Source organism: Pseudoxanthomonas winnipegensis (genome assembly GCF_030322905.1).
GTDB lineage: Bacteria > Pseudomonadota > Gammaproteobacteria > Xanthomonadales > Xanthomonadaceae > Pseudoxanthomonas_A > Pseudoxanthomonas_A winnipegensis.
The window spans coordinates 1,875,098-1,896,162 of the sequence record NZ_CP095475.1 but is presented as its reverse complement, the minus strand read 5'-3'; the positions used below and the strand labels follow the sequence as shown (position 1 = coordinate 1,896,162).

Here is a 21,065-nt window from a genome sequence, read left to right as displayed (position 1 = left end):
TGCGGGAAGACTGCAGTCAGCTGTGGGGTTCCCCTCGCCCCGGCGCGATCGCGCCGGAGCGTCACAACAACAGCCCTTGATCGTGCGGCTCGACCAGACGCGGTCAGTCACGCTGCCCGCTGGGGTCGGAATAGTCATGCTCGGGGTCGACCGGAGACTGCTTGGGGTCGTCCGGCTTGTCGTGGTGCTTGCGCAGCGCCTCTTTGTCGTTGAGCACCTTGTCCGGCGTGTGGCCCTTGGCATGGTCGCTGTGCGCATTGGAGACGTCGCGATGTTCCTCCTTGCCCTCGTCTCTCACCGCCGGCACGAAGGGCGAGATCGGGTCGCTTGCCGGAAAGGTTTCCTCCAGCGCCTCGTCGTGCTTGGCGTCCGGGTTCTTCAGATCGGTGTGGGGCTTGTCGTCGGCGGTGCGGGATATCATGGCGTCACTCCTGATGCAGGGCGCAGAACGAGCGCCGGTCGGTGCGGAATTGCCCAGCGCGCCTTTGCGCGTCCCTGATCTCGGCTTGTATCGAACGCGGTCAGGCCGAAGGTCGAGGAAGCCTGTTCGGCATCGTGCGCATTGGGGCGGGTCGAATCCACCCTGGACCCGGGCGCGTTACGGATTGGCGCGGGAATGTGGTGGAAACACTGAGCTGCTTTTAACAGCGTCGCGAAAATTGCGCCGCACCCGTACCGGTCAAGGCGCTATCGGCACTCGAAGAGACATCGAAGCTCAGGTCGTATCTGAGCGGGTCCGACCCATTCGATTCCGCGCCTCCCTGGCCAACTCTTCGTACTTCTTGCGCAGCTCTTCCAGCGCCTGCTCGTCCAGCTCCTCAAGGTCCAGCAGGGCGTTGTTCGCGCCGCGCGTCGCATTGATCAGCTCGTCGATCTTGATCTGCATCGCCGCCGTATCGGCGTTCTGGGTGTGCTGGATCAGGAACACCATCAGAAAGGTGATGATCGTGGTGCTGGTATTGATGACCAGCTGCCAGGTGTCGTTGAACCCGAACACCGGACCGCTGCAGCCCCAGAGCACCACCGCCAGCGCCGCAGTCCCGAAGGCCCAGGGCGTGCCCGCGGCGTAGGCCGCCTTCTTGGCCATGGCGTTGAACCTGGTCTTCATGCTCATCGCGTTCTCCTAACGTCCGTTTCGGAATTGGCGCAGCCCAATTCTCTCGCACACCGGGCCAAGTGCCCTGGCCGCTCGCGGTGAGCTGAACTCGTCTCGACGCTAGCGTTTCCGTCCTTCTCCGGTGGTTATTCGGTGCCGCTCGCGCAATACGACGGCAGCACAGACGCATCGCGCTCATCGGGGCGCTCCGGAAGCCAGGGACGCAAGCCAACCTAGCCCCCCGATCGTCAACATCGGATCATGAAACAGCGCAGCCACGCCGCACGAAGCTGGAGCAGGCCTGCACCGCATGGGCTCGCCTTCGCGACGCGCGCTCACACGACAAAGCCCCGATCTCTCGGGGCTCTTTACCTGTGCATGCCACTTGGTGCCCGGAGCCGGAATCGAACCGGCAAGGGATTGCTCCCGGCGGATTTTAAGTCCGATGCGTCTACCAGTTTCGCCATCCGGGCATGGATGGGGCGGTGTGCGCAGGCTAGCAAAAAGCACGCCTCCTCCGCACGTGGTTCGACGCCGCGCGGGCGCCACGAACGAACAAGCCTTGTCGTCTGCCGGCTGGGCCAGCGGTCGTCTCCCCCACCGAACCTTGCATCGCCTCAGTCGCCCGGCTCGCGGAACGGCTGGGTCCTGGCCAAAGCCCGCAGGTCCCAGCGGATCTGGAGCGGCATGTTGTCCGCCTCGCGATACGCGCCAACATGGATGTGCGGCGCGCGTGCGTTGCCGTTGTTGCCATCGAGGCCCAGCACATGACCTGCCTCGACCGTCTCGCCGACGTGCACCCGCAGCTCGGCCAAGTGCCCCATCGTCACGATCGCCCCGTCCGGGGTGCGGATGCGGACGGTGCCCGCCGGGGGCGGCCCCAGCGTGCCGGGCGTGTTGACCCGGGGATTGTCGTAGACGAACGCGATGACGCCGTCGACCGGCGCCAGCACCTCGGCGTGCCAGCCGTACCAGTCCGCATTGGCACGTCCATCGCGTCGATAGAGCCTGGCGAAGCCGCTGTCCCCGTCCACGCCGCCGAAGACCATGCAATCGGTGCCGAGCGCATCACCGGCGTAGTCCAGCTCGCCAACGGGATGCTCGGAACACATGAACCGATAGCGAAACATCGGCCCAAGCGTGATCTGTTCGATCTCGCCCTTCGGCATCACGGCCTTGGGCGGCGGACCGGGCATGGCGGCAAGCAGTGCGGCAAGCATGAACCACATCTCCATCGCTCCTCTACGCGTTCAGGTGTAGGCGTTCCCGGCGCAAGCCGGATGGCGGCACGGGGGTCTAAGGTGATTCAATTCGCATCGCCCTCGACGCCTGTGTCGGGCGGCGCCGATATCAGGAGAGCAGGTCATGAAGATTGATGCCTCGCGCGCGGTCGGGGCCTATGCGGCGGTCATGACCGTCGCCATGGCCTGGATGATGTTCGGTGCCAATGCCAGCCCGACGGGCACGAGGTTCGAGACGATCGATGTGCAGCGCATCAATATCCGCGAGCCCGACGGCACCCTGCGCATGACGATCGCTTCGCGCGACCGGATGCCGGGCATCATCGTCGCCGGCCATGAGACGCCGCATCCCGACCGTCCCCAGGCAGGCATGATCTTCTACAACGACGAAGGCACGGAGAACGGCGGGCTGGTGTTCTCCGGCGCGCTGAAAGACGGCAAGCCGACCAATCTCGGCGCACTGTCCTTCGACCGCTGGCGCCAGGACCAGACCGTGGCGCTGAGCAGCAGCGAGGACGGCGAGGACCGGCAGGCGGGGCTGGCGATCAACGACCGCCCGGACCAGCCGGTCGACTTCCCGACCGTCGCCCGCTTGATGCGCCAGCCCCCCAGCGCCGAACGCGAAGCCGCCATCCGCGCCGCCGGTGCGGTCGTCGCGCCGCGCGCGTTTCTCGGTCGGACCTCGGACAAGGCGTCGGTGCTGGCGCTGCGCGACACCGACGGCCGCAAGCGTCTGGAGCTGAAGGTCGCGGCGGACGGCCGCGCCACCATCGACTTTCTCGACGATCAGGGCCATGTCACCCGATCGATCACGGACCTGAGCCGGTGAGCAGCGCGCGCCGGGTCTGTTCGTCGGCCGGATAGAAGCATTCCAGCGTCAGCTCCGCCAGGGTCACGTCGGTCGCGGTGCCGAACACGGTCGTGGTGGACAGGAACGACAGCACGCCCCCGCCTGGTCCGCTGCGGATCGCGAGCGGCACCGCGATGCGCGCGACGGACTGCGCGGCGTGATCACCTTCCGGACACGGAAAGCCGCTGAGTTCGGCATGGAGTGCGTCGAGCGCCGGATCGGCCGAATGCGCGATGTCCAGGCGCAGCCGCGCCAGCAGATGGTGCCGCCATTGCGCCAGGTTGACGATGCTGGGCGCGAGCCCTTTCGGATGCAGCGTCGCGCGCAGCACGTTGATGGGGGGCGCCAGAAGCGCCGGATCGACGCCGTCCAGCAGCGCGGCCGCCGCCTCGTTGGCGCGCACCAGGTTCCAGTGGCGGTCCACCGCCAGCGCCGGGAATGGCGCGTGCGCGTTTAGCACGGCTTCGACCGCGGCCAGCGCGGCCGCCATGTCGGGCGCCTCGAGCGCGCGTTCGCCATGGATCGGCGCATACCCCGCCGCGAGCAACAGGCGGTTGCGCTCCCTGAGCGGCATCGCCAGCGGTTCGGCCAGGCGCAGCAGCAGTTCGCGGCTGGGCGCCGCGCGCCCGCTTTCGACAAAGCTCAGATGGCGTGTCGACACCTGCGCCTCGCCGGCCAGATCGAGCTGGCTCAGCCGACGCCGGGCCCGCCACTCGCGCAGCAAGTCGCCAACGGTGATCGCGTCTGTGGCCATGGCCGCATCCTAGCGAAAGGCGGCAGCGCTGCCATTACCTGCGGGGTAATCGCAGGGTCTGTGCGGACTGGGCATCCTCGGCGCATCGACGATGAGGAGAACGAGGATGACCGACCCCGACACCCTGGCCCGCGCCTATGTCGCCCTGTGGAACGAAACCGACGCCGCAGCGCGCGATCGTCGCCTGGCCGACGGCTGGACCGCCGATGCCCGCTACACCGATCCGATGATGGCCGGCGAAGGCCACGGCGGCATCGCCGCCATGATCGCCGCCGCGCGCGCGCAGTTCCCCGGGCACGCCTTCGCCCTTCGCGGCATGCCCGATGCGCATGGCCTATTCGTGCGCTTCTCCTGGACGTTGGCAGCGCCGCACGGGGCGCCGGTGGCCGGCGGGACCGACGTGGTCCGCATCGCGCCGGATGGCCGGATCGTCGAGGTGATCGGCTTTCTCGACCGGGAGGTCGCATGAGCGCGGCCTTCATCCCGCGCGGCGACGGCCACGCGCTGTTCGTCCGCGACTGGGGCGCGGGAGCGCCCGTGGTCCTGCTGGCGGGCTGGGCGATGGATGGAAGGATCTGGGGCGAGGTCATGCTGCATCTCAACGCCGCCGGCCTGCGCACCATCGCCTACGACCGAAAAGGCCATGGGCGATCGACGGATCGGCCGGGCTACGACTACGACGACCTCGCCGACGATCTCGCCGCCGTACTGGAGGCGCTCGACCTGACCGGGGTCACGCTGGTCGCGCACTCCGGGGCGGGCGGCGAAGCGATCCGTTACCTGTCGCGCCACGGCCGCGCGCGCATCGCCAGGCTGATCCTGGTCGGCGCCACGGGTCCGCGGGTCATCGGCACCGATGGCGTCACACCCGCGATGGTGGATGCGCTGTGCACGCAGCTCGCCTTCGACCTGTCGGCCTGGATCGACGCCAACATCGCGCCCTTCGCCCCCGGCACGCCGGAGCGCATCAACGCGTGGATGGCGAGCATGGTGCTGGACTGCTCGCGTCGCGCCGTCGTCGCGTTCCAGCGCACGATCGCCCTGAGCGACCTGTCGGCGGAAGCCGCCGCGCTCGACCTGCCGGTCGTCGTGCTGCACGGCGACCGCGACGTGTCCGCGCCGCTGGACAGCAGCGGCCGGGTCTACGCCGCGACGATCCCAGGCGCGGAACTGGTCGTCTACGAAGGCGTGGCGCACGGCGTGATGGTGACGCACGCAGCGCGGCTTGCCGGCGACATCGCCAGGCGGGCCAGCCCATGAGCGCGCCTGTCGCCCAGGCGCCGCGGTCGGCGCCCGAAACCTACGTCATCACTTTCCACGTCAAGGCGGACCAGGTGGCGCGCTTCCTCGCCCTGCTGGGTCCTGTGCTGGATGCGATGCGCCACGAGACGAGCTTCGTGCGCGCCGCGCTGCACGTCGATCCGGAGCGGCCGCACGTCTTCCAGCTCCACGAGACCTGGACCGATCGCGACGATGTCCTCAACGTCCAGCTGCACCGGCCCTACCGACAGGCGTGGCACGCCGCATTGGACGCGCTGCTGGCCGAGCCCAGGCAGATCGCGATCTGGACGCTCGTGCGGTCCGATTGAAGCCGGACGAGCAGGTCGCGCGGCTCGATGCGTCGCCATGGAGCGACGCCGCGTTGGGAAAGGTGGCGCGCGGGAGGCTTTCCACCGATGTCCGGGATGCCCGGACCAGTTCGCCCGGCGTGAGCCGACCCCGGAAAACAAGAACGGCCCCGTAGGGCCGTTCAAACTAGCGCGAAACGCTAGTGAAAATTGGAGCGGGATAAGAGACTCGAACTCTCGACCCCGACCTTGGCAAGGTCGTGCTCTACCAACTGAGCTAATCCCGCGTTTTGTGTTACGTAAAGCGAAAGTTTACCTTCGCTTCTTCGAGTTGTGGAGGCCTGGGTCGGAATCGAACCGGCGTGCACGGATTTGCAGTCCGCTGCATAACCACTCTGCCACCAGGCCGGTGACGCGCGGTTGGCCGCAAGAGCCTTCCGACAAAACAAAACCCCGATGGGCCGGGGTTTCGTCAACGCCGTTGAAGCAACTCCACTTCAACTGCGCCTTGAAACTTGGAGCGGGATAAGAGACTCGAACTCTCGACCCCGACCTTGGCAAGGTCGTGCTCTACCAACTGAGCTAATCCCGCGAGAGAGGCGAAATTGTAGTGCCTTTCTTGCGCGTGTCAACGGCTGCCTGCTCATCTTCGCGCAGGCTCGGCCAGGCGGCGCGCAGATACTGGTAGCCCGAGTACAGGGTCAGCAGCGCGGCCACGGCCAGCAGCCAGTCGCCGATGTGGAACACCGGCACGCTCATCCACACATCGCTCAGCGAATGGCCGGCCGGGCGCACCGAGTACAGCAGGCAGCCCAGCGCGATCATCTGCACGGTGGTCTTGACCTTGCCGATCCAGGCGACCTTGACCTTGCCGCGCTGGCCGATCTCGGCCATCCACTCGCGCAGGGCCGACACGGCGATCTCGCGGCCGACGATGACCGCCGCCCAGAACGCCATCCACGGCGTGGGATGGCCCTGCACGATCAGGAACAGCGCCACGGCCACCATCAGCTTGTCGGCGACCGGATCCAGGAACGCGCCGAAAGCTGAATACTGGTGCCAGCGCCGCGCGATCCAGCCATCCAGCCAGTCGGTGACCGCGGCGATCACGAACACCGCCGCGGCGGCCACGCTGGTCCACGCGTACGGCAGGTAGAAGACCACCACCAGCACCGGGATCAGCACGATCCGCAGCAGGGTCAGCCAAGTGGGAACGGTCAACTTCATGGGCGATCTGGGCCGGGCGTTGGGGGCGCCGCCGGTTCCGGCAACCCGTGCAGGTTAGCGTAGATGCGCTGGGCCAGCGCGTGATTGACCCCTTCCACGCGCGCGATCTCCTCCACGCCGGCGGCCTTGAGCCCGGACAGGCCGCCGAAATGCTTGAGCAGACTGGCGCGCCGACGCGGGCCGATCCCGGCGATGTCCTCCAGCTTGCTGGTGGTGCGCGCCTTCTGGCGCTTGCCGCGATGGCCGGTGATGGCGAAACGGTGCGCCTCGTCGCGCACCTGCTGGATCAGCTGCAGCGCCGGCGAGGCCGCGCCGGGGCTGACCTCGCGGCCATCGTCCAGGATCAGGGTCTCGTGGCCGGCGCGGCGTTCCACGCCCTTGGCCACGCCGACCAGGGCCACGCCGTCCACGCCCAGGTCGGCCAGGACCTCGCGCGCCTGGCGCAGCTGGCCGGCGCCGCCGTCGATCAGCAGCACGTCGGGCAGCACCGTGCCCTCCTCCATCGCGCGCCGGAAGCGGCGCTCGATCGCCTGGCGCATGGCCGCGTAATCGTCGCCCGGCTCGATGCCGCTGATGTTGAAGCGCCGGTACTGCGAGCGCACCGCGCCCTTCTCGTCGAACACCACGCACGAGGCCACCGTCGCCTCGCCCATGGTGTGGCTGATGTCGAAGCACTCGATGCGCTGGGCCGGCTCGGCCAGGCCCAGCAGCTCGGCCAGGGCCTGGCTGCGCGCGGCCTGGGCGTTGCGGCTGGTCATCTCGGTGGCCAGGGTGATCTGCGCGTTGCGCCGGGCCAGGTCGAGGTAGCCGGCGCGTTCGCCGCGCACGTTCCACTTCAGCTGGACCTTGCGGCCGGCCGCGCTGGACAGCGCCGCCTCGATCAGCTCGGCGTCGGGGATCTCGCGGTCCAGCAGCAGCTCGCGCGGCGGCACCTGCTCGGCGTAGTACTGCGAGACGAAGGCGGCCAGCACTTCCTCGGCGCTCTCCTCGCCGTTGGTGCGCGGATAGAAGGCGCGCGTGCCCAGGTTGCGACCGTCGCGGAAGGCCAGCAGCAGCACGCAGGCGGTGCTGCCCTGCATCGCGCAGGCCAGCGCATCCAGGTCGGCGGCGTGGCCGTCCACGTACTGGCGCGACTGCATGCCGCGCAGGCGCTTGAGCAGGTCGCGCAGGCGCGCGGCCTCCTCGAAGTCCAGCTTCTCGGCGGCGCGCTCCATCTCGGCGGTCAGCTCGTCGGACAGCTCATCGCTGCGCCCGCCCAGGAACAGGCTGGCGCGATGCACCGACTGGTCGTACTCGGCCTGGCCGACCAGCTCCACGCACGGCGCGGTGCAGCGGCCGATCTGGTACTGCAGGCACGGTCGGGTGCGGTTGCGGAAGACGCTGTCCTCGCAGTTGCGGATGCGGAACAGCTTCTGCATCAGGTTCAGCGTGTCGCGCACCGCGCCGGCGCTGGCGTAGGGGCCGAAATAGCGCCCGGCGATCGCGCGCGGGCCGCGATGGAAGGCGATGCGCGGGAATTCCTCGCTGGTCAGCAGGACGTAGGGATAGCTCTTGTCGTCGCGCAGGGCCACGTTGTAGCGCGGGGTGAGCGACTTGATCAGCTGGTTTTCCAGCAGCAGCGCCTCGGCCTCGGTGCGGGTGACCGTGACGTCCATGCGCGCGATCTGCGAGATCATCGCCAGGGTGCGCGGGTTGCGCGGCGCGTTGTTGAAATAGCTGCCCACGCGGTTGCGCAGCGCGCGCGCCTTGCCCACGTACAGCAGCGTGTCGTCGGCCGCGTACATGCGGTACACGCCCGGCGCGGTGCTCAACGAAGCGGCGAAGGCCTTGCCGTCGAACGGCTGGCCCGGGGGACTGCGACGGCTCATGCTTCGATCGGCACCTGCGAGACGGCGCCGCTGGCCAGGTCCACGCACAGCACCGCGTGCGCGTCGGTCTCGGCGATCCACAGCTTGCCGCCAAAGGCGGCCAGGCCGGCCGGCTGCGCCAGGCGCCGGCCCAGGTCCAGCGAGGTCACCGCGCCGCCGCCCAGGCGCAGGCTGCGGATGCGGCCGTTGCCGGTGTCGGCGATCCACAGCACCGGCGCGTCGGGATCCAGCGTCACGTCCTCCGGCGCCTGCAGGCGCGCCTGCTGGCGCTGGCCGTCGGCATCGCCGAATTCCCAGGGCCCCTGCCCGCCCACCAGCGTCTTGGCGAAATCGCCGCCCAGCTGCACCGCGCGCAGCGAGGCGCCCAGCGTGTCGCACACGTACAGCGCCTGCTGCACCAGCGCCAGGCCGGTCGGCTGGGCGAAGCTGGCCAGGATGCCGGCGCCGTCGCGCTGCCCCAGCTGGCCTGAGCCGGCGCGGCATTCGAGCATGCGGTTGCCCAGGTCCCAGCTCCATACCCGGTTGTCGCCGGACAGGGCGAAGTGCAGATGGCTGTTGGTCGCCACCAGCCCGGCCGGCGAGGCCAGCGCGACATCGCCGGGCGCGTGGATCGGGCCCTCGGCCGGCACCCCGGCCTTGCCCGTGCCCAGCAGGGTCTGCACCGCCCCGGTGCCCAGGTGGATGCGGCGGATCAGGTGGTTGCCGGTGTCGGCCACGTAGAGCTCGTTGCGCAGCAGCGCCACATGGGTGGGGCTGCGGAAGCTGGCGATCTCCATGTCGCCGTCCAGCGCGTCGGCGTTGCCGTTGCCGAAGCGCCGCATCACGCGCCCGGCGTGGGTGCATTCGACGATCTGGTGATGGCCGGTGTCGGCCACGTACAGACGCTCGGCATTGACCGCCAGGCCGGTGGGGAAGCGCAGCGGCAGGCGGGGCTCGGGATGGGTCTCGACCGGGCGCGTATCGACCAGGGGCTCGTCCAGCGGCTCGCACAGCGCGGTGAGCTGATTCTCCAGCGCGCCGACGCCGGGCGTGCCGACGATATGGTCGACCACCATGCCCTGCGCGTCGATCAGCACGACGGTCGGCCAGGCCTCGATGCCGAAGCGCTGCCAGGCGTGCCAGTCCAGATCGTGCGCGATCGGGAAACTGACCCCGAAGCGGCGCAGGCGCTTGAGCGCGGCCTGCGGATCGCGGTGCACGTCGAAACGCGGCACGGCGATCACCCGCACCTGCAGGCGCGCGCCGAAGCGGCGCTGCAGCAGCGCCAGATCGGCCAGCCGCTGCAGGCACCAGCTCGAGGCCGGGTCGACAAAGGCCAGCGCCACCGCACTGCCACGCAGCGACTGCAGCGCGGTCGGCGCGGCGTTGAGCCACAGCAGGCCGTGCGGGAAGTCGGGAGCGTGGACCGGATTCATGAATACTGAATGATGCCGCAGGCGGCCGGCTTCAAGCCGTGCGCGCCGGCGCGCTTCACACGCAAGACCAGCGGCGCACGGCCAGGCCTCACCGCATTCCGTCCAGATGGCGCTGGGCGCGCGCCAGGTCTTCGGGGGTGTCCACGCCGGGCGGGAAGGCGTCGGGCGTCAGCGCCACCGCGATGCGAAAGCCGGCCTCCAGCGCGCGCAGCTGCTCCAGCGACTCGGTGCGCTCCAGCCGGCCGGGCGGCAGCGCGGCGAAGGTGCGCAGGAAGCCGGCGCGGTAGGCGTAGATGCCGATATGGCGCAGGAACGGCGCCGGCGCGTCGGCCAGCACTTGGCGGCTGTGGGCGAAGCCATCGCGGTGCCAGGGCAGCGGCGCGCGGCTGAAGTACAGCGCATCGCCGTTGTCGGCCAGCACCACCTTGACCGCGTTCGGGTCGAACACCTGCTCGGCCTCGTTGATCGGCGTGGCCAGGGTCGCCATCGGATGGCCGCTGGCCGACAGCGCGGCGGCCACGGCGCGGATGCCGGATGGCGGGGCGAAGGGCTCATCGCCCTGCAGGTTGACCACCAGAGTCCGATCGTCCCAGCCGGCGATACCGGCGCATTCGGCCAGGCGGTCGCTGCCCGAGGCATGGCTGGCGGCGGTCATCGCCACCTGCACGCCGCTGCCGTCCAGCGCGCGCGCCACGCGTTCGTCGTCGGTGGCCACCCACACCTCGCGCGCGCCGGCGGCCAGCGCGCGCTGCGCCACGTGCAGCACCAGCGGCTGGCCGCCGAGCAGGCGCAGCGGCTTGCCGGGCAGACGCGTGGCGTCATGGCGGGCGGGAATGGCGACGACGAAGGGTTCTTGCAGGTCGGTCATGCGAAGGTCTTTCGAGCGCGCCCGGTCGGGGGCGCACCCTGCCGGGCGCGGGGGTGGGGAGATGACGCCATTCTAGCCGCTGCCCCGCGCCGGCCCCGCCGACCCGAGGTCCGCGCGGCCACGGGCGTTCAGCCCTTGTGGCCCAACGGCCCCAGCGTCCGCAGCGCCGCGACGCGGCCCAGCACCGCTACCCAGAACGCCTCGGGCAGCTCGGCCTCCACCGGCACGCTGTAGGCCCACGGCCCGGCGAAGGCGGCGCATTTGACCGCGTCCTTCTCGGTCATCAGCACCGGCAGTTCGCTGCCGAAGCGCAGATCGTCTGCGCTGTAGGCGTGGTGATCGTCGAAGGCATGCGGCACCACGCCGATGCCGTAGCCGCGCAGCAGGTCGAAGAAGCGGCCGGGATGGCCGATGCCCGCCACGGCGTGCACGCGATGGCCGCCGAAGGCCGCCAGCGTGGTCGGCTTCCCGCCGGCCAGCGGCAGGGCCAGGCCCGAGCGCAGCGTCATCGCCCATTCGCCGAAGCCGGCGCTGCCGCCGTTGACCACGCGGAAATCGACCTGGGCGCTGCGTTCGGCCGGCTCTCGCAGCGGCCCGGCCGGCAGCACGCGGCCGTTGCCGTAGCGGCGGCGGCCGTCAATGACCTCGATCTCCACATCGCGGCGCAGGCGGATGTGCTGCAGGCCGTCGTCGCAGACCACGATGTCGCAGCCGGCCGCCGCCAGCGCGCGCGCGGCGGCGACGCGGTCGCGGTCCACGCGCACCTTGGCGCCGGTGCGGCGCGCGATCAGCACCGGCTCGTCGCCGCCTTCGGCCGGCGTGGTGTCCGCCTCGACCCAGCGCGGCTTGCCCGGGTCCTGGCGGCCGTAGCCGCGGCTGGCCACGCCCGGCGTCCACCCCGCCTCGCGCAGGCGCTGGACCAGGGCGATGGTCAGCGGCGTCTTGCCGGTGCCGCCGACGGTCAGGTTGCCCACCACCACCACCGGCACCGGCACGCGCCGGCGGCGCAGCAGGCCGATGCGGTAGAGGGTGGCGCGCAGGCGCAGCGCGCCGCGGAAGACCGGTTCGAGCAGGCGCGGCAGCAGCGGCACCGGCGCGCCGTCGAACCAGTACTTCGGCGCGCCGCGCGAGGCGCTCATTCGGCCTCGCGGAACTGGGCGCCGTGCAGTTGCGCGTACAGGCCGCCGCGCGCCAGCAGTTCGGCGTGGGTGCCCTGCTCCACCAGACGGCCGTGGTCGAGCACCAGCACCTGGTCGGCGTGCTCGATGGTGGACAGGCGATGGGCGATGACCAGCGTGGTGCGGTGAGGCATCAGCTGGGTCAGCGCGTCCTGCACCAGGCGTTCGGACTCGTTGTCCAGCGCCGCGGTGGCCTCGTCCAGGATCAGGATCGGCGCGTCCTTCAGCATCGCCCGGGCGATCGCCAGGCGCTGGCGCTGGCCGCCGGAGAGCTTGCCGCCCTTGACCCCGATCGCGGTGTCCTTGCCGTGCTCGAGCTGTTCGACGAACTCCATCGCGTGCGCGTCGCGCAGCGCCTTGTCCAGCGCCTGCGGCTCGGCCGAGCGCATCTCGCCATAGGCCACGTTGGCCTCGACGGTGCCGTCGAACAGCATCACCTGCTGGCCGACCAGGGCGATCTGGCGGCGCAGGTCGGCCAGGCGGTAGTCCTGCACCGGCGCCCCATCGATCAGGATCTGGCCGGACTCGACGTCGTAGAAGCGCGGGATCAGCTTGATCAGGCTGGATTTGCCGCTGCCCGAGCGGCCGACGATGGCCGTGACCGTGCCGGGGCGCGCGATGAAGCTGATGTGCTCCAGCGCCGGCCGCAGCTGGCCGGGATAGCGCGCGGTGACGTCGCGGAACTCGATCGTGCCCTGCGCGCGCAGCAGCGGACGGGTGCCGGCGTCGACCTCGTCCGGCGCATCGAGCACCGAGAACAGGCGCTCGGCCGAGGCCACGCCGCGCTGCAGGACGTTCTGCACGTTGGTGAGGTTCTTCAAGGCCGGGATGATGCCGGCCATGGCCAGCAGCAGACTGAAGAAACCGCCCGCGCTGAGCCGGCCGGCGGCGGCCTCGTGGCCGGCGATCAGCAGCAGCGCCGCCAGACCGATGGCGCCCATCATCTGCACCGTGGCGGTGGAGATGCCGCGGGTGGACTCGACCTTCATCGCCAGACGCAGGTTGTGGTCGGCGAGCGCGTGATAGCGCTCCAGCTCGGACTGCTGCGCGCCGTAGACCTTGACCTCCTGATGGTTGGACAAGGTCTGGTCGGCGGCCTGCAGCAGCTGCGCCCCGCTCTCCTGGATGCGATGGCTGACCCGGCGGTAGCGCTTGGCGACCTTGTTCATCACGAACGCCAGCGGCGGCACCAGCACCAGGATGGACAGGGTCACCTGCCAGCTGGCGCCCAGCATCACGATCAGCAGCACGATGGCCTGCAGCGCCTGCTGGATCATGGTCTTGAGCGCATCGACCGCCGCCTGCGCGACCTGGTCCGAATCCGATCCCAGCCGTATCAGCATCGAGGGGACGGGCTCGGCATCGAAACGCGCGCCCGGCAGGGACAGGTACTTGCCCAGCACCTTGACCCGCAGGTCGCGGGCGATGCTGCGGGCCGCGCGCCCCATCGACATGTCGGTGATGTAGCCGGCCACGCCACGCACCAGGAAGATCACCAGGATCAGCGCCGGCATCACCCACAGCGCCTGCGGCGGCCCCTGATTGAGAAAGGTCCGGTTGGTGATGGGCTCCATCAGCCGGGTGAAGGCGCCCGTCCCGGCCGCCTCGACCAGCGCCGCCACGAACGCCAGCAGCAGCAGGCCGCGATACGGCCTGGCGAAGGTCAGCAGCCGGCGGTAGGTCTGCCAGGCCGATCCGGGGACGGCCGCGCTCACCGGCGCGACTCCTGTTCGGGGGCGGTGGCGATCGAGATGCGCTTGAAGCCCAGCTGGGCCAGCGCGTCCAGCGCGGTCACTACCGCCTGGTGCGGCGTGCGCGCGTCGGCGCGCAGCAGCACCGGGCGGGTGTGGTCCTTGCCGGCGGACTGGGCGATGGCCTGCTTGAGCGCGTCGGCGTCGGTGCGCAGCACCTCGCTGTCGCCGACGAAGTAGCGGCCCTCGGCGTTGATGAGGATGTTCAGCGCCTTGGCCGGCGCATCGGCCGGCTGCTGCGAGGCCGACGGCAGCTGCAGCTGCAGGGTCGAGCGCGCATCGAAGGTCGTGGTGATCACGAAGAAGATGATCAGCACCAGGATGACGTCGATCAGCGGGACCAGGTTGATCTCCGGCTCGTCGTGCGCGCGGTCGTCGCGGATACGCATCGGGCGCGGCCTTCAGTCGACGCGCGCGGCGGCGTGCGGCGCTTCCAGCGCATCGGACAGGGCCATGGCCTGCTGCTCCATCTCGATCACGTAGCCGGCGATGCGGCCGCGGAAATAACGATGGAAGATCAGCGCCGGGATCGCCACCAGCATGCCGGTGGCGGTGCACACCAGCGCCTTGCCGATGCCGCCGGCCAGCTGGTTCACATCGCCCAGGCCGTGGTCGAGGATGCCTAAGAACATCTGGATCATGCCGACCACCGTGCCCAGCAGGCCCAGCAGCGGGCCGGCCGCGGCGATGGTGCCCAGCGTGTTGAGGTAGCGCTCCATGCGATGGACCAGGTGGCGGCCGGTGTCCTCGATGCGCTCGCGGATCACATCGCGCGAGCGATGGCGCACGTCGAGCGCGGCGGCCAGCAGCGCGCCCAGCGGCGAGGTGCGGCGCAGCGATTCGATGTGCGAGGCCTCCAGATGGGAGGAGGTCGCCCAGCGGCGCACCTCCTCGCCCAGGCCCGGCGGCAGGATCTCCTTGCGGCGCAGGCTCCAGAAGCGTTCCACCACGATGGCCAGGGCCAGCACGGCGAGCAGCAGCAGCGGGATCATGGGCCAGCCGCCCGCCTTGACCAGTTCCAGCACGTTGAATCCTTACGGCGCAGCCGGCCGTGTGAGAACAGACCGATAGGATAGCCCAGACGCCTCGCGCGCCTGGACCGCGTCCCACAGGCGCGCGCGCCAGCGCCGACGCTCTCGCACAGACAGTCCTTCCGCGCGCAGCCAGACGCTCAGCGCGCCGTTGTTGGCGGTGTTCAGCACTTCCGCACCCTCCGCCTGCCAGCGCCGCACCACCTGCCGCTGCGGATGGCCGAAGCGGTTGTCCGCACCGGCCGAGACCAGCGCCAGGCGCGCGCCCGTGGCCCGGACGAAGCCCGGGTCCGACGACTCGCTGCTGCCGTGATGGGCGACCAGGGCCACCTGCGCCTTCAGCGCCGCCGGCCGCGTGCGCAGCAGCCCGCGTTCGATCACCTGGCCGATGTCGCCGGTGAGCAGGACCGCGCCATGCGCGGTATCCACGCGCAGCACGCAGCTGGATTCGTTGCGCAGGTAGGGAAAGCCGGGCGCGGGATGCAGCACCTCGAAGCGCACCCCGTCCCAGGCCCAGGCCTGTCCCGCGCGGCAGGCGGTCTGCAGCGGGATCGGCGCGCCGGCCGGCCCCAGCACTTCCAGCGCTGGCATCTGGCGTCGCACCGCGTCCAGGCCGCCGGCGTGGTCGGCGTCGCCGTGGCTGACCATGATCCGGTCCAGTCGGTGCACGCCCAGCGCGTGCAGCGCCGGCACCACCACCCGCTCGCCGGCATCGAAGCCATCGGCCACCGCCGGCCCGGTATCGAACAGCAGCGCATGGCCGCGCGTGCGCACCAGCACGGACAGGCCCTGGCCGACGTCGAGCGTGGTCACGGTGGCCTCGCCTTCGCGCGGCAGGTCCAGGTCAGGCAGCAGCAGCGGCAGCCACAGCAGCGCCGCCAGCGGCTTGCCGGGCACGCCGCGCGGCAGCAGCAGCCAGAACGCGCCCAGCACCGCCAGGGGCAGCGCGAACCACGCGCCTTCCGGCAGCCACCACAGCGCGAAGCGGCCCTGCGCCAGCCAGGCGAACAGCCGCCAGCTCGGTTCGAACGCCTGCCCGGCCAGCCACCAAGCCGGGGTGCCCCAGCCGGTGTGCAGGGTCTCGGCGGCCACGCCGAGCAGGCAGGCCGGCACCACCACCAGGCTCCACCACGGGATCGCCAGCAGGTTGGCCAGCGGCCCGACCAGCGAGGCCTGGCCGAACAGGGCCACGGTCAACGGCAGCAACCCCAGCGTGGCCACGCCCTGCGCCGAGAGGAACGCCCGCCACGCCGGCAGGCCATGCGTGGGCAGGCACCACACCAGCCAGGCCACGCCGGCGAAGCTCAGCCAGAAGCCGGCCACCAGCGGCGCCAGCGGATCGACCAGCAGCACCGCCAGCGTCGCCAGCGCCAGGGCGGCCACCGCGCCTGCGGGCCGCCGACCGCAGCGCGCCAGCGCCACCACGGCGATCATCAGCACCGTGCGCACTGTCGGCAGCGCGCCGCCGGACAGCAGCGCGTAGCCGCAGGCGAACAGCGTGGCCGCCACGCCGGCCGCCACCTGCCGCGGCAGCCACCGGCCCAGGCGCGGCAGCAGGCGCCACAGGCCTGACGCGAGCAGCGCGCCGAAGCCGGCGACCAGCCCGACATGGAAACCGGAGATCGCGATCAGATGGGTCAGCCCGGCCGCGCGCAGCGTGGCCCAGTCGGCATCGTCCAGGCCGCCGGTATCGCCCAGCGCCAGGGCGCGCACGAAGCGCTGCGCCCCGGCCGGCGCGTGCGCGGCGATGCGCGCCGACATCCGCGCGCGCCACGCGTCGATCCCGGTCGGCGGCCCCAACGCGCGGGCCAGCGGTGCGGCACGCACGTAACCGGTGGCCGCCACGCGCCGCGCCAGCGCATAGCGTTCGCTGTCGAACCCGCCCGGATTGACCAGCCCGCGCGGCGCGCGCAACCGCACCAGCAACTGCCAGCGCTGCCCGGCCTGCAGCCGGGTACGCGGGCCCGGCGCGATGGCGTCGGTCTCGTCGTACCAGGCCAGCTGCAGGCGCCGGCCACACGGCACCTCGGGACCGGCCGGGCACGCATCGGCCAGGAATTCGAAGCGCGTGCGCCGGGCCTCGACCTGCGGCAGGCCGATCACGCGGCCTTCGATCCGCCAGTCGCGCGCCTGGGCCTGCGCCGGCAGCTGCGCCGACAGCGCCCAGCCGGCCTGCAGGCCGGCCCAGCCGACGCCGAGCAGCAGCGCACCCGCCAGCCGTCCCGCCCCACGCCGCGCCCAGCACGCCACACCGAGCGCCAGGGCCGCGAGCAGCCAGCCGCGCGCCGGCAAGACCGGCAGCAGCAGACAGGTACAGACGCCCAGCAGCATGCAGATCGCCACGCCGCCGCCGAAAGCCGGCGCGGGCATGCGGCCGAGTGCGGCCGCGCAGCGGCTCCACCCCTGACGCGCGTTGGTCCTGGCCTGCGTCCATTGCATCGGCTGGCGTCCTGCCTGAGTCCTTGGCGCCAGCGTGCGGCGAGCGGGTGCGGCGCACCATCGCCGGGCGCCGTGCCCGGACGTGGGAAAAATCCCAGCGCGCAGGGAGCCGCACAGCACGCAACCCGCGTTGCACCGCGGCCATCTAGGCGGGTTACCATCGCGCCGCCCGCCGCCCGTCCTTCCACCCCGCGGCGCACCACGCGAGCCTTCCCGATGCCGCTTCCCGCCTTCCGTGCCGGCAAGGCCGCCGTCGCCTTCATCCTGGTCACCGCGATGCTCGACATCGTGGCCATGGGCATCATCATCCCGGTGCTGCCGCACCTGATCGAGCAGTTCTCCGGCTCCAACGCGCGCGCCGGGCTGATCAATGGCGTGTTCGTGGCGCTGTGGGCGCTGATGCAGTTTTTGGTCTCGCCGATCGTGGGCTCGCTGTCGGACCGCTACGGCCGCCGGCCGGTGATCCTGCTGTCCACCGCAGGGCTTGCGATCGACTACCTGCTGATGGCCCTGGCGCCCAATCTGTGGTGGCTGGCGGCCGGGCGCATCGTCTCGGGCATCACCACGGCCAGCTTCACCACCGTCTATGCCTACATGGCCGACATCACCACGCCGGAGAACCGCGCCCGCGGCTACGGCCTGATCGGCGCGGCCTTCAGCGCCGGCTTCGTGGCCGGCCCGCTGCTGGGCGGCGTACTGGGCGAATGGTCGCCGCGCGCGCCGTTCTGGGCGGCGGCGGCGATGAGCACGCTGGCCTTCGCCTACGGCGCGTTCGTGCTGCCCGAATCGCTGGCGCCGGACAAGCGCATGGCCTTCTCTTGGTCGCGCGCCAACCCGCTGGGCGCGCTGCGCCTGCTGCGCTCGCACCAGGAGTTGACCGGCCTGGCGGTGGTGAACTTCCTGCTGTACTTCGCCCACCACGTGTTCTCGGCGGTGTTCGTGCTGTACGCGGCCGACCGCTACGGCTGGGGCGCCTGGCAGGTGGGTCTGCTGCTGGCCATGGTCGGGGCGCTGGACATGCTGGTGCAGGGCACGCTGACCGGCCCGGCGGTGCGCCGCTTCGGCGATCGCCGCACGATGATCATCGGCCTGTGCTTCGGCGCGCTGGGCATCGCCTGCATGGGGCTGGCGCCGACCGGCTGGCTGTTCGTCGCCGCGATGCTGCCCAACGCGCTGTGGGGGCTGGCGATGCCGACCATCCAGTCGCTGATGACCCAGCGCGTGTCCGAGTCCGAACAGGGCCAGCTGCAGGGCGCCAACAACAGCGTCGGCGCGATCGCGGGCGTGGTCTCGCCGGTGTTCTTCGGCTGGGTGTATTCCCGTTCGGTGGGGCCCGGAGCGGCCCTGCCCTTCATCGGCACGCCGTTCCTGATCGCCGCCGGCGTGCTGGCTGCGGCCGCGCTGACCGGGATCGCGGTGGCCCGGCGCCAGCGCGCGCCGGCGGGCTGATCAGCCCAGCGCCCAGCGGCCGAGTTCGACATAGGCCTCGCGCTGACCACCGCGAAGCAGGACGAAGGCATCGAAGGCCAGACGCACCGGCGCGCAGGCTTCCGGCGCGAGGCGCTTGCCGTCGTTGTGGCCCAGGGTCAGATGCGGATGCAGCGGCGGCGACTTGGCCAGCACGATGCGCTGGCGCGTGGCCGCCGCGCGCAGCGCCGATTCCAGCGCGGCCAGCGCCGGCGGCGTCTGCGAGGCGGCCAGCACCACCGCGTTGCGGCCGAACACCGCCAGCCGGTCCAGGCTCAGCACGAAGGCCTGCCCCTGCACGCCGGCCACCGCGCGCTGTGCGCCCTCGACCAGGCCGGGGATCTGCTCGTCGAACGGCTCGCCCAGGTACAGCAGGGTCACGTGGCGCTTGGCCGCACGCATCGGCTTGAAGCCCTCGAAGCGCGGCGCATGCGCCTGCAGCGCCGCCTCCAGCGGCGCCTGGTCGCCGGCCGCGGGCAGCAGCGCGAAGAACAGGCTCGGCGGCGGCGCGGCCGGTCGGGCGAAAAGGTCGTCCTGCATCGTGGGCTAGGTCTTGGGATCGGCTGCCGGCGCGAGGCCGCGCAGGCCTCAGACCGCGGCGGTGACGACGATCTCGACTTTCCACGCCGGATCGGCCAGCCGCGCCTGCACGGTGGCGCGGGCCGGCGTGTGGCCGGGCACGACCCAGGTCTCCCAGACCGCGTTCATGCCGGCGAACTCGGCCAGGTCGGCCATGAAGATCTCGGCGCGCAGGATCTTGGACTTGTCGGTGCCGGCGCGCGCCAGCAGGGCGTCGATGGCGGCCAGCACTTCGCCGGTCTGCGCGGCGATGTCGCCGCCGCCTTCGGCGATCTGCCCGGCCAGGTAGGCCACGCCGTTGTGCACGGTCATCTCGGACATGCGCGGACCGGTATCGAAACGCTGGATCATCGTGAATGCTCATCGCGGAGGGGGCGCGCCACGCTACCCGGCCATCACCGCCCTGCCAAGCCGCCGCGGGCCTTCAGGCGGCGCCAGAGCCGTGGAACATAAAGTGTGGTACAATATCCTTGTTCCACGAATCGCACGCACCGGACTGTGCTTCCCCGCCCACCGGCGCCTGCGACCGGCCGGGTCCGCCCCGCTCCCGGCCCTCCCGACGCAGTCCCTGTCCGGCTTCGGCCTGTCCCCCTGCGGCTCACCTTGCCTTGACCGGCGACTGGCCGCATATCGGATTCGACACCTGCACCCGCGCACTGCGGCCGATCCTCTCGCCACGAGGGCGGGTCGCAGCGCCCCCGCCGCTCCACGACGAAGGAGAGCTTCATGCCCCGCACCAGTTCCAAGATCGCCGCCAGCAAGCCCCGCGCCTCCGACAAGAGCGCGCCGCTGACCCACGAGCGCATCCAGGCCGACCTGGCCGCCTTCCGCAAGGCCGGCGGCCGCATCGAGAAACTCGGCAACACCCGCGTGCTGACCAAGGTGGAAGTGCCCGAAGACGGCACCTGATGGGCAGCGTCCCGGATGATCCGACAGGCCGCGCAAGCGGCCTGTTGTTTTTTATGATGCTGGAAAAGCGTGGTTTGCGTAGTGCTGCTCAAGGCTGGCAACTGCACCTGCGTGTTGTGCCCCGCGCGTCGCGCCTATAGAGGTCGACAGATCCGTCGGTCCCGCCGAGTAGTCCGTGATTCCCGCGCACGCGGAAAGTGCTTCTCGGTAGACGCATGTCTGACCATCCACGCGTTATGAGGCCTCCGCGCGAACGTCCATGGGTTCCCGCTTTCGCGGGAACGACGGTGGAGGGGGTTCCGCAGCGATGCCTCGCCAAGCGCGCCAGGCACGCAACGTGCGAACGCGCGCTCAGGCCTTGCGCAGGAAGCAGGTCTTCAGCACCAGGCCCTTGATCTTGTCCGAGTGCCCTTCGATGTGTTCGGCGTCGTCCTCGACCAGGCGGATGTTGCGGATCACCGTGCCCTGCTTGAGCGGGATGCTGGAACCCTTGACCTTGAGGTCCTTGATCACCGTGACCGTGTCGCCGGCGGCCAGCACGTTGCCGTTGACATCGCGTACCACCAAGGCCTGATCGGCGGTGGCGGCCTCGGCCGACCATTCGTAGCCGCAGTCGGCACAGATCCACTGCGCACCATCGACGTAGGTGTTGTCCAGGGTGCATTGCGGACAGGCGGGGGCGGTGGGCATGAGGCGCAGAACCAGCGAAGAAGGAGAAAGCGCCATTGTACGACCTGGGCCGCACTCCCCCGCACCCGCATCCCCTCGCCCTGCACTCGTGCGCTCACGCGCAGGGGACGCGGAGATGACCAACATGCAGGCCC

The 21,065-nt window shown here is 70.8% G+C and carries 21 protein-coding genes, 4 tRNA genes and 1 pseudogene; 6 read left to right on the top strand and 20 right to left on the bottom strand.

Features of this window, described 5'->3' with window-relative positions; genetic code table 11:
* Window positions 1–103: 103 nt before the first annotated feature.
* The 4 genes from MWN52_RS08440 to MWN52_RS08425 form a co-directional block, all read right to left on the bottom strand.
* Window positions 104–421 carry a hypothetical protein gene (locus MWN52_RS08440; RefSeq protein WP_286577817.1) on the bottom strand — a complete coding sequence of 106 codons (318 nt, stop codon included), beginning with the start codon at window positions 419–421 and terminating at the stop codon, window positions 104–106.
* Between the two features lie 294 nt (window positions 422–715).
* Window positions 716–1,114, bottom strand: a complete 399-nt coding sequence (locus MWN52_RS08435; RefSeq protein ID WP_286577442.1) for a low affinity iron permease family protein — start codon at window positions 1,112–1,114, stop codon at window positions 716–718.
* Between the two features lie 368 nt (window positions 1,115–1,482).
* Window positions 1,483–1,569, bottom strand: a tRNA-Leu gene (locus tag MWN52_RS08430).
* Between the two features lie 144 nt (window positions 1,570–1,713).
* Window positions 1,714–2,316, bottom strand: a complete 603-nt coding sequence (locus MWN52_RS08425; protein WP_286577440.1) for a M23 family metallopeptidase — start codon at window positions 2,314–2,316, stop codon at window positions 1,714–1,716.
* A 145-nt stretch (window positions 2,317–2,461) separates the two neighbouring features.
* Between MWN52_RS08425 and MWN52_RS08420 the strand changes: the two genes are divergently transcribed.
* Window positions 2,462–3,166, top strand: coding sequence for a hypothetical protein (locus tag MWN52_RS08420; RefSeq protein ID WP_130531107.1), 705 nt, complete (start codon window positions 2,462–2,464; stop codon window positions 3,164–3,166).
* Here MWN52_RS08420 and MWN52_RS08415 read toward each other — a convergent pair.
* Entirely contained in the window at window positions 3,147–3,941 is a 795-nt protein-coding gene (locus tag MWN52_RS08415) for a helix-turn-helix domain-containing protein (protein WP_286577439.1), read from the bottom strand. The two genes, MWN52_RS08420 and MWN52_RS08415, sit on opposite strands and share 20 nt — an antisense overlap.
* A 106-nt stretch (window positions 3,942–4,047) precedes the next feature.
* On the opposite strand from MWN52_RS08415, the gene MWN52_RS08410 reads away from it, so the two are divergent.
* From MWN52_RS08410 to MWN52_RS08400, 3 genes are read left to right on the top strand one after another with little or no spacing between them, the layout of a single operon-like run.
* Window positions 4,048–4,410 carry a nuclear transport factor 2 family protein gene (locus MWN52_RS08410; RefSeq protein ID WP_286577438.1) on the top strand — a complete coding sequence of 121 codons (363 nt, stop codon included), beginning with the start codon at window positions 4,048–4,050 and terminating at the stop codon, window positions 4,408–4,410.
* On the top strand, window positions 4,407–5,201 hold the full coding sequence (locus MWN52_RS08405) for an alpha/beta fold hydrolase (protein ID WP_286577436.1): 795 nt from the start codon (window positions 4,407–4,409) through the stop codon (window positions 5,199–5,201). The genes MWN52_RS08410 and MWN52_RS08405 overlap by 4 nt, the downstream gene beginning before the upstream one ends.
* Window positions 5,198–5,530, top strand: coding sequence for a putative quinol monooxygenase (locus MWN52_RS08400; RefSeq protein WP_286577435.1), 333 nt, complete (start codon window positions 5,198–5,200; stop codon window positions 5,528–5,530). The genes MWN52_RS08405 and MWN52_RS08400 overlap by 4 nt, the downstream gene beginning before the upstream one ends.
* A 190-nt stretch (window positions 5,531–5,720) precedes the next feature.
* Here the strand turns inward: MWN52_RS08400 and MWN52_RS08395 are convergent.
* The 12 genes and pseudogenes from MWN52_RS08395 to MWN52_RS08340 form a co-directional block, all read right to left on the bottom strand.
* Window positions 5,721–5,796 (bottom strand) — tRNA-Gly (locus MWN52_RS08395).
* Window positions 5,797–5,843: 47 nt separating this feature from the next.
* Window positions 5,844–5,917 (bottom strand) — tRNA-Cys (locus MWN52_RS08390).
* A 108-nt stretch (window positions 5,918–6,025) separates the two neighbouring features.
* Window positions 6,026–6,101: transfer RNA gene (locus tag MWN52_RS08385), tRNA-Gly, on the bottom strand.
* Window positions 6,092–6,736, bottom strand: a complete 645-nt coding sequence (pgsA, locus tag MWN52_RS08380) for a CDP-diacylglycerol--glycerol-3-phosphate 3-phosphatidyltransferase (RefSeq protein WP_130519560.1) — start codon at window positions 6,734–6,736, stop codon at window positions 6,092–6,094. The genes MWN52_RS08385 and pgsA overlap by 10 nt, the downstream gene beginning before the upstream one ends.
* Entirely contained in the window at window positions 6,733–8,604 is a 1,872-nt protein-coding gene (gene uvrC / locus MWN52_RS08375) for an excinuclease ABC subunit UvrC (RefSeq protein WP_130531097.1), read from the bottom strand. Before uvrC ends, pgsA begins: the two co-directional genes overlap by 4 nt.
* Window positions 8,601–10,019, bottom strand: coding sequence for a hypothetical protein (locus MWN52_RS08370; RefSeq protein WP_130531095.1), 1,419 nt, complete (start codon window positions 10,017–10,019; stop codon window positions 8,601–8,603). Before MWN52_RS08370 ends, uvrC begins: the two co-directional genes overlap by 4 nt.
* 88 nt (window positions 10,020–10,107) lie before the next feature.
* The gene (gene kdsB / locus MWN52_RS08365) at window positions 10,108–10,887 is read right to left on the bottom strand and encodes a 3-deoxy-manno-octulosonate cytidylyltransferase (RefSeq protein ID WP_286577433.1); all 780 of its coding nucleotides are present in this window, start codon (window positions 10,885–10,887) and stop codon (window positions 10,108–10,110) included.
* A 128-nt stretch (window positions 10,888–11,015) separates the two neighbouring features.
* A complete protein-coding gene (lpxK, locus tag MWN52_RS08360) occupies window positions 11,016–12,026 on the bottom strand; it encodes a tetraacyldisaccharide 4'-kinase (RefSeq protein WP_130534023.1) in 1,011 nt (336 codons plus the stop codon).
* Window positions 12,023–13,780, bottom strand: coding sequence for a lipid A export permease/ATP-binding protein MsbA (gene msbA / locus MWN52_RS08355; RefSeq protein ID WP_286577707.1), 1,758 nt, complete (start codon window positions 13,778–13,780; stop codon window positions 12,023–12,025). Before msbA ends, lpxK begins: the two co-directional genes overlap by 4 nt.
* Window positions 13,777–14,205 carry an ExbD/TolR family protein gene (locus tag MWN52_RS08350; RefSeq protein WP_130531087.1) on the bottom strand — a complete coding sequence of 143 codons (429 nt, stop codon included), beginning with the start codon at window positions 14,203–14,205 and terminating at the stop codon, window positions 13,777–13,779. Before MWN52_RS08350 ends, msbA begins: the two co-directional genes overlap by 4 nt.
* Window positions 14,206–14,217: 12 nt before the next feature.
* Complete coding sequence (locus tag MWN52_RS08345) at window positions 14,218–14,841, bottom strand: MotA/TolQ/ExbB proton channel family protein (protein ID WP_130519548.1); 624 nt, start codon at window positions 14,839–14,841, stop codon at window positions 14,218–14,220.
* Window positions 14,735–17,217: pseudogene (locus MWN52_RS08340) on the bottom strand (DNA internalization-related competence protein ComEC/Rec2); the annotation flags it as partial. The pseudogene MWN52_RS08340 and the gene MWN52_RS08345, both read right to left, overlap by 107 nt.
* Before the next feature lie 285 nt (window positions 17,218–17,502).
* Between MWN52_RS08340 and MWN52_RS08335 the strand changes: the two are divergent.
* Window positions 17,503–18,735, top strand: coding sequence for a TCR/Tet family MFS transporter (locus tag MWN52_RS08335; RefSeq protein ID WP_286577431.1), 1,233 nt, complete (start codon window positions 17,503–17,505; stop codon window positions 18,733–18,735).
* Here the strand turns inward: MWN52_RS08335 and MWN52_RS08330 are convergent, their stop codons facing one another.
* Window positions 18,736–19,293, bottom strand: coding sequence for a 2'-5' RNA ligase family protein (locus MWN52_RS08330; RefSeq protein ID WP_130519544.1), 558 nt, complete (start codon window positions 19,291–19,293; stop codon window positions 18,736–18,738). It abuts the gene before it with no gap.
* Window positions 19,294–19,341: 48 nt separating this feature from the next.
* Window positions 19,342–19,683 (bottom strand): RidA family protein, encoded by a 342-nt coding sequence (locus tag MWN52_RS08325; RefSeq protein ID WP_130531080.1) that lies wholly within the window; start codon window positions 19,681–19,683, stop codon window positions 19,342–19,344.
* A 375-nt stretch (window positions 19,684–20,058) separates the two neighbouring features.
* Here MWN52_RS08325 and MWN52_RS08320 point away from each other — a divergent pair, with 375 nt between their 5' ends.
* Window positions 20,059–20,241: a hypothetical protein gene (locus tag MWN52_RS08320; protein WP_130519540.1), complete on the top strand. Its 183-nt coding sequence runs from the start codon at window positions 20,059–20,061 to the stop codon at window positions 20,239–20,241.
* Window positions 20,242–20,592: 351 nt separating this feature from the next.
* Here the strand turns inward: MWN52_RS08320 and MWN52_RS08315 are convergent, their stop codons facing one another.
* Window positions 20,593–20,931, bottom strand: a complete 339-nt coding sequence (locus tag MWN52_RS08315) for a zinc ribbon domain-containing protein YjdM (RefSeq protein ID WP_130519536.1) — start codon at window positions 20,929–20,931, stop codon at window positions 20,593–20,595.
* Between the last annotated feature and the right edge of the window lie 134 nt (window positions 20,932–21,065).